Annotated in this window: 11 protein-coding genes and 1 pseudogene; 7 read left to right on the forward strand and 5 right to left on the reverse strand. The window is 66.2% G+C overall.

What is annotated here, in order from left to right; all coding sequences use genetic code 11:
• The first annotated feature begins 390 nt into the window (after positions 1–390).
• Positions 391–573, forward strand: coding sequence for a hypothetical protein (locus ACFQS1_RS39900; RefSeq protein ID WP_378978176.1), 183 nt, complete (start codon positions 391–393; stop codon positions 571–573).
• A gap of 7 nt (positions 574–580) precedes the next feature.
• Here the strand turns inward: ACFQS1_RS39900 and ACFQS1_RS39905 are convergent, their stop codons facing one another.
• Entirely contained in the window at positions 581–1036 is a 456-nt protein-coding gene (locus ACFQS1_RS39905; RefSeq protein WP_378978178.1) for a transposase family protein, read from the reverse strand.
• 561 nt (positions 1037–1597) lie between these two features.
• Here ACFQS1_RS39905 and ACFQS1_RS39910 point away from each other — a divergent pair.
• Complete coding sequence (locus tag ACFQS1_RS39910) at positions 1598–2095, forward strand: hypothetical protein (RefSeq protein WP_378978180.1); 498 nt, start codon at positions 1598–1600, stop codon at positions 2093–2095.
• 133 nt (positions 2096–2228) lie between these two features.
• Here ACFQS1_RS39910 and ACFQS1_RS39915 read toward each other — a convergent pair whose 3' ends face one another.
• The 4 genes from ACFQS1_RS39915 to ACFQS1_RS39930 all read right to left on the reverse strand — a co-directional run bounded on the left by ACFQS1_RS39915 (position 2229) and on the right by ACFQS1_RS39930 (position 7078).
• On the reverse strand, positions 2229–3377 hold the full coding sequence (locus ACFQS1_RS39915; RefSeq protein WP_378978182.1) for a hypothetical protein: 1149 nt from the start codon (positions 3375–3377) through the stop codon (positions 2229–2231).
• A 216-nt stretch (positions 3378–3593) separates the two neighbouring features.
• Complete coding sequence (locus tag ACFQS1_RS39920; RefSeq protein WP_378978184.1) at positions 3594–4754, reverse strand: ATP-grasp domain-containing protein; 1161 nt, start codon at positions 4752–4754, stop codon at positions 3594–3596.
• A 91-nt stretch (positions 4755–4845) separates the two neighbouring features.
• The gene (locus ACFQS1_RS39925; RefSeq protein WP_378978186.1) at positions 4846–5517 is read right to left on the reverse strand and encodes a hypothetical protein; all 672 of its coding nucleotides are present in this window, start codon (positions 5515–5517) and stop codon (positions 4846–4848) included.
• Between the two features lie 1018 nt (positions 5518–6535).
• On the reverse strand, positions 6536–7078 hold the full coding sequence (locus tag ACFQS1_RS39930; protein ID WP_378978188.1) for a hypothetical protein: 543 nt from the start codon (positions 7076–7078) through the stop codon (positions 6536–6538).
• Positions 7079–7398: 320 nt separating this feature from the next.
• On the opposite strand from ACFQS1_RS39930, the gene ACFQS1_RS39935 reads away from it, so the two are divergent.
• The 5 genes and pseudogenes from ACFQS1_RS39935 to ACFQS1_RS39955 all read left to right on the forward strand — a co-directional run bounded on the left by ACFQS1_RS39935 (position 7399) and on the right by ACFQS1_RS39955 (position 10418).
• A complete protein-coding gene (locus ACFQS1_RS39935) occupies positions 7399–7884 on the forward strand; it encodes a hypothetical protein (protein WP_378978190.1) in 486 nt (161 codons plus the stop codon).
• Between the two features lie 58 nt (positions 7885–7942).
• On the forward strand, positions 7943–8950 hold the full coding sequence (locus tag ACFQS1_RS39940; protein ID WP_378978192.1) for an endonuclease/exonuclease/phosphatase family protein: 1008 nt from the start codon (positions 7943–7945) through the stop codon (positions 8948–8950).
• A gap of 245 nt (positions 8951–9195) precedes the next feature.
• Positions 9196–9360 (forward strand): annotated as a pseudogene (locus ACFQS1_RS39945) (transposase); the annotation flags it as partial.
• 142 nt (positions 9361–9502) lie between these two features.
• Entirely contained in the window at positions 9503–9931 is a 429-nt protein-coding gene (locus ACFQS1_RS39950) for an IS3 family transposase (RefSeq protein WP_378978194.1), read from the forward strand.
• Positions 9932–9935: 4 nt separating this feature from the next.
• Positions 9936–10418, forward strand: coding sequence for an IS3 family transposase (locus tag ACFQS1_RS39955; protein ID WP_378978196.1), 483 nt, complete (start codon positions 9936–9938; stop codon positions 10416–10418).
• The last annotated feature ends 257 nt before the right edge of the window (positions 10419–10675 follow it).

A 10675-nucleotide genomic window follows, 5' to 3' on the forward strand; every position in this document is an offset into this window, starting at 1 on the left:
AGCTCACCCGCGGTCCGGGCGGTCCGGGCAGCCTCTATCCTGGCAGCAGCAGCCGCCTTTGATCTTGTTGTCCTCACAAACACATGATCAACAGGCGGCTGCGTCCATGTTGGACACCGCCCCCACCGCGTCCCAGCAGGTCAGACTGCTAATGGCGGCTGCCGTACTAGGCCCTCAAATGTCCTTTGGGACAAGATCATCAAGCCCTACGTACTTGCGCGCTTGATGCAGCTGCCGTTCAGGCCGGCTGCTCGGCCAGTCCTCGGGGGCGGAGACAAGGGCTATGTTATCTATCGGTACACGCAAGACCTGGAAAGAGGGGTGACGACAGGCGCATGGTGGGTTCGGAGGAAAGCTCTGACGAGTGCTGACGCAAGCAGACTCACCGGAGTGGCCTTCAAGCCGGGTCCAGTTTACGAGCAGTCGGTAACGGTGCGGGCGGAAGACCTCTATAAGTACTTCAAAGACGCACAGAATCGCTACGTCGGCGATGCGGTCGTCCAGCACCTGCAAAGCATGACCAATATTGAGCGCAGTTTCATTCAGGTGAGGGAGTTACCCACCACGCATTGAGGTGATCTCAGCAAGGAATCGGTGGGTAGCGGTGCCTGAAATGGGTGAGGACGAGCGCGGCTTTGACGAAGTCGCCGATTCTGCTGGGGCTGGCGGTGGTGTGTTGCAGGGTCTGCGAGCGTTGGGTGAGTAGCGCGAAGCCGCGTTCTCCGTGGCAGCGTGTTGATCGTAGGAGCAGGTTGTCGACTCGGGTGTCGACGAGGGGTTTACCGTCGGCGGGATTCTTGATCGGGGTGTACAGGCCGTGGCCTGCGCTTTCGTAGCTGGAGTCGGCCAGGGCCGGAAGGTTCAGTTCCGACGCGGACCAGTACAGGGCGCCGAGCACATCGTGGTTGGCGGCGACGGTCAGGCCGTGCAGGTGTCCAGGCGAGGCCGGCGATGTCCAGATCGGCAGGCCGTCCTGGGCGCTTGATTGCTTGAATGTTCGTGCCGAGGTCGCGGTGCTTGCCGACGTACCAGGCATCGATCGTTTCCCTGTCGCACTGATGGTGGTTTCGGCACAGCGGTCGGTGCTGAAGACCTTGCCGTGGAGGATGATGTGCGACTAGCTGGCCGCGACGACGCGGCGAAAGGCGTCGTGCAGGTCCGGCGCGGTCACGGCCAAGACGCGGGTGCTCGGATCGAACGCATTGTCATCGGCTGATCCGCGCAGGTGATCATGTTGCGGCGAACTCCGTCCGATCGCGCATGGTTACTGGGATCGCCGTCATTGTGGACCCAACAAGGCGCGGCGGAACGCAGTTTGACCGGGCGCCCGGCGAATTACGCGGCCGTGCCAGGGATGAGCGTTGTGCTCGACCAGGCTGTGCGTGGCGGAGTCGTGCGGTTCGCTTCGCATGCACGCCGCGGCGGGACAGCCCAGATCCTCGCAAACGTCGGGCCCGACGAACATCCGGTCCCAGGACCGCGAGCTAGGAGTAGTAGATGTTGACCGGGTGCCTCAGCTCTCGCCGGCGAGATTGCACGTTGGCGGTCACGACCGTCACCTGACAGCGGGGGAGCGGCGTCGGAGAATGACTTTGTGATGAGCTTCGACTGGTCATCGTTGCACGCATTGCAGCTAGCGCGCGCGGACGCCGTTCCCGAGATGATCAACCATGTGCTCGTGATGCTGTCCGACCTGATGGAGGATGCCGACCATGCGTGCGAGTTCAGCCTCGCTTCCGGCCCGCTGATTGACGGGGATGTCGCGGAGTCGGTGAGTCCGCTGCTTCCCAGCTCCTGTCGGGTGCAAGGGCTGTACTGGGTGGAATGCTGGCGCGTGCCGGTTAGCGCTGCGCTGCCGGAGTTGTTTCTGCCGTCGCGGCAGCCGGATGTCTGGGAGGAGGGTGCGCCAGGCAGAGTTCTGGTCGCGACCCTCGCGGATTGGGCGGTGGCTTTGATGGGCCGACTGTGGCCGGATGATGTGGAGTGCTGGGAGCTCAGGGTTGAGACTGACGATTGGTATGCGGCCGCTTACGTCGATGTCTTGATTAACCATCTGGGGCGGGTTTGGCTGCTTCACCTCGGCGTCACCGACTGACGACGCAGCCGCCTCACGTTTGTCGTCGCCCTTCGTAGTGGGTTTGCGGCCGCCCCATCGACCGAGGCGAGCACCTCTTCGAAGGGCTCGCCGGGGGAGTCGCCGTGTAGTCGAGATGGGGCTCTGTTCGTGGCTACCGATGTGTGAACTCGTAGGCGCCGGTGCGTCTGTCGATCTGCACGACCGGCGGGCTGACCAAGCCGGTGCGGAAGCATTCCCAGGACCGGCCATCGTGCGTGACACGAACGGTAAGCCAGCCGAGGTTGCCGGTGTCGAGCGCGCGGGCTTCTACGATCGGCCCGCCGAGCAGGTCTGTGGCCATCTGCTCAGCGCGGGCCCGGTTGACCGGGCCGGTCGGGTCTCGGTAGGCGAACAGTCGACCGACGTGCGCGGCCCAATCCTGCATCCGCTGGTCCTCGAGGCGGGCGGCGAAGTCAGCCGCCTCGCGCAGCGCCGGATAGAGCGCGCGGCGTTCCCAGCGGTTGATGTCGCAGGTGTAGTCGGCCAGGACGTTCGCGCAGTAGTTGCGCTTCGGGCACTGTGCTTCGGCTGCAGCCAAGATCAACAGGTGGAGGCCGTCGGGATGCCGCAGCATCCACTCCTCCTCGTAGTAGTCCAGCTCGGCGTCGGGATCGCTGGCCCACAACCAGAAGGCGCGTTCGTCGGCAAACGGCCACTCCACATGGGCGATGGTAGATGCGTGCGGGCACACGGTCACCGCAGGCGAAAAGCCGCCCGCCCCGGAACGGCTGTCGGGAAGTACACGAGTCGGTCGGTCCGACGTGCCGTCCGCGTTCGCGGCATCGGGCGACGGCGTCGACGTGCCGGCCGAGATCTGCGTCGTGGGGTCGGGATCGGACGATCCGCGGAACAGCTCATCCCATCGGGGAAAGGCGCATCCGTAGTCCTGTAGTGCGGGTCCTTTGATGACTCTGATCTCCCGGACCGCGCCGGCTGGGGACAACCCGTCGGGACGGTCGTGGACGTAGTCGCCTGGCAGCCAGCCTACGCCGCCGCGCATGCGCCGGCGCGGGGTGGCGCCTGCGGCCACGTCGGGATGCTCGGAGGCGAGCAACCCGTATTCCTCGATCAGGGTGTCCGCCGCGTCGTACAGGTCAGCTACCGCCCGGGCGGCTTCCTCGTCGCTGGCTTCCGGGTCCTGCCGGAGATAGGCGTGTCGCGCCGCTGCCAGGAAGCGCAGCGGGTCCATCACGATGACGTCTTCCCGGCTTATCACACTGATGATCATTCCCGGATGTGGCGGTTCGGGGTCGTCATTCATCGCGACAGGATAGAAGCAGCACGAGATCAACGGGGGTCCTATTGGACCGCCGATGGGCCCTTCTCGCCGCGAGCGCATTCAGGTTCTCGCGGCAAGAATCGCGGAGCCCGAGCGAGGTGAGCGCCGGCCGATCGTGATCTCGGCCGGCGCCGTTGTTGGGACACACTGCGCAGCTTGCCTGCCAGCCGAGAGCGCCTTCCCGCACGAACCCAAGATCTAGCGGCGCGGACCCGTGATGCGGTCTCCTGGCCTGACGTGGGTGCCGGCACTGGTCAGGAGAAGTGCGATTGTTCCTTGACGTGAGTGGAGCTCGACGAAAGCCGTGCTGCGGCCGCGGAGCTCGTCGCCGTTCCAGATCTGCACCTCGCCGCCGCTGCGGAACTCGGCGCCGGTGTCAGGTCCTGCCGCGACGATTCCTCGATTACCCAGTACGAACACGTCCGAGACACTCAAGGCGAATTCCGCCGGCGGCATGCTCGGCGTGGCGGGCTGCGGTTCAGCGGGCCCGGCCGGCTCGTCGCCGGTCGGCAACACGGCGATCAGTGCGGCCGGTGGTGTCGTGCTGGGGCGATCGCTGACTTGCCCGTCGCCGAGCTCGATGATCCGCCAGATGCCGTCCGCCCGGCGCGCCAAGTCCACGGTGACAAACGGCAACCGCAGCGTGGCGATCGCGGCCGCAACACCGGCCGGCACGACGACGTCAGCGTCGGCGGGAGGCGACTCGTCGGGCGTGTCGGGATGCGCCGTGATCAACCGGCAGGTGCCATGGATCCACCAGGTACGAACCTCCGCCCCGGTGAACTGCTCGAATCGCCGCACCACGAATCCACCGGCGAAATCGTCACCGCGCAGCTCATGCAGCCGCTCGGCGACCGACCACGCCGCCGGCCCGTTCGTCAGGTCCGGGATATAAACGGCCTCGTCCCAGTGATGCTTCATCGACTTGGTGTAGTCCCGCAGCACGCCCGCACCAGCACCCAGCGACTCGCGGGCGGTATCGAACGCCGACCGGTCGGTCCCGACGGTCCAGGCTGAGGCCGGCGTGAACGCGGCGAGCGCCGCATACCAGCCGGGCAGTTCATGGGCACGGCGATACTGCTCCGGCGTGGTCAGCAGCCGGACACCGCGACGACGCAGCGCAGCCGCGAAACCCTCGTACGCCTGGCTGTCGAGCATCCAGCCGCGGTAGACAGCTACCGCATCTGACGGCACCCGGCTGACGGCTTGCTCCGCGGCGCCGCTGGCGAGCGCGTCGTGATCGACGACGGCAACCTGGTGGCCGGCAGAGCGCGCAGCGTCCGCCTCCGCAGCGAAATGCTCGTCGCAGCGCCGCGGACGCAGCACATCCGAAGGAAACAGCACCAGCATGAAAGCCATTGTCGGCACCCTGTGCACGAGCTGTCACTCGAGTTCCGCGCCGGGCGACCGTGTGGATTTTGGGCCTCAGCGATGGGTGCGCCGTTCGCCGCTACGGCGTTGGCCCTGGCTGATCACCGACGAAGGACGTGCCGCCTTCATTGTCGCGCCAGGACGGGGCATCGGCAGGTCGCGTCTGCACCTGGGGCGGGTTACCGCGGCGCCCGTACAGCATCTCCCGCCAGCGCCGGCCCTCGGCGGTGAAGTTCGCCAGCGGCTCGGCTTCGCCGTCCGCGCGGGTGATCTGCAGATCCTCGAAGTCGACGGTGCCTTCGATGCAGTAGCGCGTGCCAGTGGTTTGCCAGCATTCGTTGAACCAGAACAGGCAGTGTGGGGACGGCCCTGGGCGAAGGTCGAGGGTGAGGCTGGGCTGGCTTGGCCAGTCGCTGATCCGCTCCGGACGGTCGAGGAATTCCCAGCCGTACATCGACTCCCACCTGCCGAGCGACGCGAAGAAGGACTCCACATCGTCCAGGCCCCGCAGGCCAATGGCCGGCCCGTACCCACCGTGACCGTCCTCGCGCAGGAGCACCCGAATGCGAGTCGGACGCAGCAGGCGAAGAACGCGGCGTGGATCGGGATCGTGTGCCCGCTGCGCGGGCAGGGCGCAGACGGTCACCAGGAGCTCGCAGGCGCCGTCGGACCGGTCAAGCCGCAGCCCCAGCGCCTCAGCTTCGTTGAGTGCGGTCTCCAGTTCGCGTCGGATCTGCTCGCTCCACGTCACATCTCCATCATCCGAGCAGCCCACGCCGAACGCATCGCATCTGCTTCCACCTCACGGTCAGCACGCGTCGCCGGTTCGCTGAGGACGAATCTGAAGGGCCTGCAACTGATCCGCTTTCCGGCTCACCCGTCGCGCGTGATGGCGACCATCCGAACCAGTACATGACGATCGTGAAGTCCCGTCGCATCAACGCGCCGTGGAAGGTTCCCGGCGGGTCGTGCCGGCGGTCACCGGCAGATGTGGCCGGCGGCGAAAATGACAACTGTCCCGGCCGGCATTTCAGGGCGTGACCGCCTTGAGTACTAGGTCCGGCGATTCGCCGATGAGCCAGGTGCCGTCACGGGACAGTTGATCGTTGAGTGTCTGGTACGGGCGCGAGCAGCGGAAACTCCCGGGTCAGCGCTGCCCGATCGCCCGTCTTTGCAGCACCGGGATTGCAGCCATGTTCAACATAGGTCCGCCGCGCTCGTCGGGAGACCGGGTTTCGAGGCAGGGCCGGATGGGGGTCCCCAAACGCCGGGAACCCGGCCGCTGGTATCCCATGCGGTTTCGCCGCGGATAAGTCCGTCGACTGCCGTGGTGAAGCGCAGGAGCAGCTCCTCGGCTACCGATACGGCCGCGGGTGTGTCGCCGGCGCCCACGACCCGGTTTCGGATCAAAGGCAGAAGGCTCAAGACAGTCGCTTCGCGGACCGGGTCGCCGGCGAGGTACTCGCCCAGGTTCACCGGCACGCACCCGACGAAGCCAGCGGTAGCGCGCAGCCGCCAATCTGCTTGTGCCGCACGTAGCCATGGCTCTGGTGCGGGAAGGTCGTCGACGGCGGCGGCAAGCGCGCCGAGGAAATCCTCGACGGTGCCATCGGGAGCCCAAGAAGCCGAGCTGACCGTAGTCGGTGTATGAGGTGCCCATGCCGGTCCTTCCTCCGCCTGTCGATCAGATGATCGCCGTGGTCGGCTGCGCCACTGGCCGGACGGAGCCCATCCGGTGGTGGCGCGCTGGTTCTCGATGCTTCAGTTCATCAGCGGACGGTGAGCAGCGCTCGCAGCCGGGCAACCAAGCGCGCCAGCCGCCCGGCAGGCCTGGCTCCGGACGCTTGAACGCCCGCGGCAATGTCTGTTCGCCGTTGCTCCCATTGCCGATGGATGTCGTTGGTGCGTTGCTGGAAGTGAGCGGCAGCGCGTTCGAGGTCCTGGCGGTACATATCGCCGGCGCGGTCGGTGCCGTGGCGTGAGAACCCACGGTGCTGGTTGCCCTGCACCTCGGCGATGCGGGCGAGTATCGCGGGACTGTAGACCAGTTTCACCCGCCAGTTCGTCAGGAACGCGGTGGCGACGTCAACGGTGGCCAGCCGTGATCCGTGCCGAATGTGCCCGATGACCCTGACCGTCTCGTATCCCATGCCCGCGTAGCCGTCCGGCACGAACACCTTCGCCCTGCCTCGGAACAGGCGTAGACCGCTGCGCTGCTCCAGGCCGCCAGGCCCGTACGGCCGCTCGTCCACGACATTCGCGACGATGCACCAGATCGGCTGCACGTCCGCCGGCACCGCAGGCTGGGCCATCTCACGCATGGTAGAGAGTCCCGCGCTTGTTCTCATCGACATTCTTCGTGCGCAGCCGCGAACGATTCCGGGGTTGAAGACCGCAACTAGTCGCGAGTGTGGTTCAGGTGGGCCGAAACGCAGCCGCCCGGCGACGTCGTCGACCGCGATCGGTGTGCGGCTCCTGCGTGGAATCGCGAGCATCCAATCGGCGCCGAGCATGATCGTGGCTGCCGCAAGGCGGATTCATCATGTGACGTGGCAGCGGATGGCAACACCCTGTGCCCCAGGCGACCTGACTAGCCCCGTCGCGCGGTGCGTGCGCCTCGTAGCATGTCCATGTGGCCTATGTCGTGCAGGCGGTCATCGCTGCTCCTGCTGCGCTGGAGCAATGCCGCGCCCTTGACTACGCGGTGGTCGTCGAACTCGACCAGGGGTTGAGGCTGATGCCGATGACTACGGCGCTGTTCGACGAGGTCCGCCAGGGTGACACGGTTGACGAGCGTTTCGCGTCCTGCGTCAGGTTTCCGCCCGGCTTCGAAGCGACGCTCGCGACCTGGTCGGCCCTGGGCCCGGTCGCGTACGTCGAGGCCGAATATTTCGCTGGAACGGGCTCGCAGTTCTCGGCAGTGTGGCACCACGGCGAGATAGTCCTCGGCCCACTGCTGAAGGCCGAAGACGACCCACTGCCGGCGCAAGGTTCCCCCATCTCGCAGGCTCTGCGGTACCTCGGAGTGTCCACGCTCGGCCATTACGACGAGTTCGAGGCCGTCGGGATGATCAGGCATCGCCACGTCAGGGGTTGGCGTGCCGACATGAGCGATTAGCTTAGCTCGTCGCTGACGCGTCCCGGCCTTTCGGGCGCCATCTTTGTTCTGGACTCCGATGCCCGGCATGCAGTTGAGCGGTGACGATGATGGCATGGATGCCGCCGTGCCGGTGGACGTAGCTGAGCAAATCCGCGCTGTCAGCGCCGCGCTGGACCAGGTGGTGCCGGCGAAAACGGCAAACAACGTCCTGGTGGGTACCTGGAACATTCGGGCCTTCGATCGGATCACACCGCAATGGCGGTCCGTTCGTGGGGACAGCCCGCTGCGCGACCGCAGCAACGTGCTGTCCATCGCGGAGATCGTTCGCCGCTTCGACGTCGTCGCCGTGCAGGAGGTGCGTTCCAGCGCTGCGGCGTTCCTGCAGATGCTCGAGTTTCTAGGCCCGGACTGGGGATACCTGCTCACCGATGTGACCGCGGGCGACGCCGGAAACCGCGAGCGTCTCGCGTTCGTCTACGACACGCAACGCGTGAAGCCATCCGGGCTGGCCTGCGAGATCGTCCTGGCCAGCCCGCAGGCACCAGCGCCGCTACCGGCCGATCAGGTCCTGCGCCAGTTCGCCCGCACCCCGTACGCGGTCAGTTTCGCCCGCGGCGACACCCGGTTCACCCTAGTCACCCTCCACGTCATCTACGGCGACACTGCCGCCGACCGGGTCCCCGAACTCCGGGCGATCGCCGAATGGCTCGCTCGATGGGCGGCCGGAAAAGACCCGTGGGGGCACAACGTGATGGCCTTGGGCGACTTCAACATCGACCGCCGCGACGACCCCCTCTACCAGGCGTTCACCTCCACCGGCCTGTCCACCCCGGCCGGGCTGAACCACGTCCCGCGCAGCATCTTCGACGACCCCGACCCCGCCGCACCTGCGGACCGCCGCCACTTCTACGACCAGATCGCCTGGTTCGCCGACGGCCGATCCCGGCTGACCATGCCGTTCATCAACGCCGGAATGTTCGACTTCACCCAGAACCTCATCCCCGCAGACGATCGCGCCCAACTGTCCTGGCGCATCTCCGACCACTACCCCCTGTGGTGCGAATTCACCGTCCCTGCGCTGTAAGCCGGTGACGGGCTGTCGCCGGTTACGGTAGGCCCCTTTGCTCCGGTGTTCTGGCAGCCGTTAGACGATGAGCTGCGTGGTCGCGGTGCGCGAGGCGCAAGGACCATACTGTCCGTCCCACGTTGCCCGCTGGTCGCTGCCGCCTACCGCGACGCCCGCGCCTTGTACGGCGATCACCTGTGAGCTTCCCCCGGTTTGGTGGAGCTTCTGAAACATGATCGACTGATCATGGGGAGGAAGCATCCGTGGCAGCACCGAAGAAGTACCCCGACGAGCTCAGGGCGCGGGCCGTGCGTCTGTATCGCGAGTCGGATCCGAAGCCGGTGATCCGGCAGCTCGCGCGGCAGCTGGGCGTGCATCACGAGGCGCTGCGCAACTGCATCCGCCAGGCCGAGGCTGACGCCGGCGAGCGCACGGATCGGCCGACCACGGACTGGCCGAGGAGAACAAGCGGCTGCGCCAGGAAGTCGCTGAGCTGCGGCGGGCGAATGAGATCCTCAAGGCCGCGAGCGCGTATTTCGCGGCGGAGCTCGACCCGACCCGGCGACGGTCATGAGGTTCATCGACGAACACTCGCACCTGTTCGCGGTCGCGCTCCCGCTACGGGTGCTGGGCATCGCCGAGTCGACCTACTACGCCTGGCGCAAGCAGGCCGAGCAGCCCAGCGACCGGGACCTGGTCGACCTCGGCCTGATCTCCAACATCCACGAGATCTGGGAAGCCTCCGGCCAGACCTACGGCGCCGACCGCGTCCACCGGCAACTGTGCCGCGACGGCATCCGGGTCAGCCGCAAACGCGTCGAGCGGCTGATGAAGCAGCAGGGCTGGCAGGGCGCGTTCCTGCGGCGTGGCTGGCGCGGCGGGTCAACGCGGCAGAATCGGTCGCAGATGCCGGCGCCGGATCTGGTCAACCGCAACTTCACCGCGGATCGGCCCGAACCGGTTGTGGGTCGCCGACGCGACCCGGATCCCGTGCGGTGAGGGCGTGTTCTGGCTCGCGGCGGTCCGGGATGTGTTCTCCCGCCGGATCGTGGGCTGGAAGACCTCCGACCGGTGCGACACCGATCTGATCCTGGCCGCACTCGAGTACGGCATCTGGTCACGCGACGTCCGCGACGGCCAGCTGATACACCACAGCGACAGGGGCTCTAACTACACGTCGTTCCGGTTCTCGGAACACTTACGGGACAACGGAATCCTGCCGTCGATGGGGTCGGTCGGTGACTCCTACGACAACGCGTTGATGGAGAACTTCTGGTCGACGTTGAAGATCGAACTCGTCTACCGCACGTCCTGGCGGACCCGTGACGAGGCCGAGAACGCGATCTTCGAATACATCGACACCTGGTACAACACCCGCCGGATCCAACGCGAACTCGGCTACCGCAGTCCGGCCGAATACGAGGCGGCCTGGCACGCCCAAGCCGAGCCAGATAGCCTCACGCCTGCCCCGACCGGGAGCAGGTAACCACCGCTCCATCAAAGCGGGGGAAGCTCAACCCTGTACCCATCGCAATCAACCGGGTGGTGGCCGCGACGGGCAAACCAGCCCAGGAGGGACGGTCATAACCGATCCCAACGTCACGCGAGGGGCACCCTGGCCTCACCCGATCAGAGGGAATTGCGTTCATCGAGGCCGGTAAGGGAAAGGCGCACCTGACCTGCAAGGATGTGACTGACTAGATCATATCCACAATAGAATCAGGTGCACCTTTCCGGTGAGCA

This window comes from Paractinoplanes rhizophilus, assembly GCF_042664765.1.
GTDB lineage: Bacteria > Actinomycetota > Actinomycetes > Mycobacteriales > Micromonosporaceae > Actinoplanes > Actinoplanes rhizophilus.

Coding starts and splice junctions, on each gene's coding strand:
- ACFQS1_RS39910 (WP_378978180.1), top strand. CDS start 1,598: ATGAGCTTCGACTGGTCATCGTTGCACGCATTGCAGCTAGCGCGCGCG.
- ACFQS1_RS39920 (WP_378978184.1), bottom strand. CDS start 4,754: ATGGCTTTCATGCTGGTGCTGTTTCCTTCGGATGTGCTGCGTCCGCGG.
- ACFQS1_RS39930 (WP_378978188.1), bottom strand. CDS start 7,078: ATGGCCCAGCCTGCGGTGCCGGCGGACGTGCAGCCGATCTGGTGCATC.
- ACFQS1_RS39915 (WP_378978182.1), bottom strand. CDS start 3,377: ATGAATGACGACCCCGAACCGCCACATCCGGGAATGATCATCAGTGTG.
- ACFQS1_RS39905 (WP_378978178.1), bottom strand. CDS start 1,036: ATGCCTGGTACGTCGGCAAGCACCGCGACCTCGGCACGAACATTCAAG.
- ACFQS1_RS39950 (WP_378978194.1), top strand. CDS start 9,503: ATGAGGTTCATCGACGAACACTCGCACCTGTTCGCGGTCGCGCTCCCG.
- ACFQS1_RS39940 (WP_378978192.1), top strand. CDS start 7,943: ATGCCCGGCATGCAGTTGAGCGGTGACGATGATGGCATGGATGCCGCC.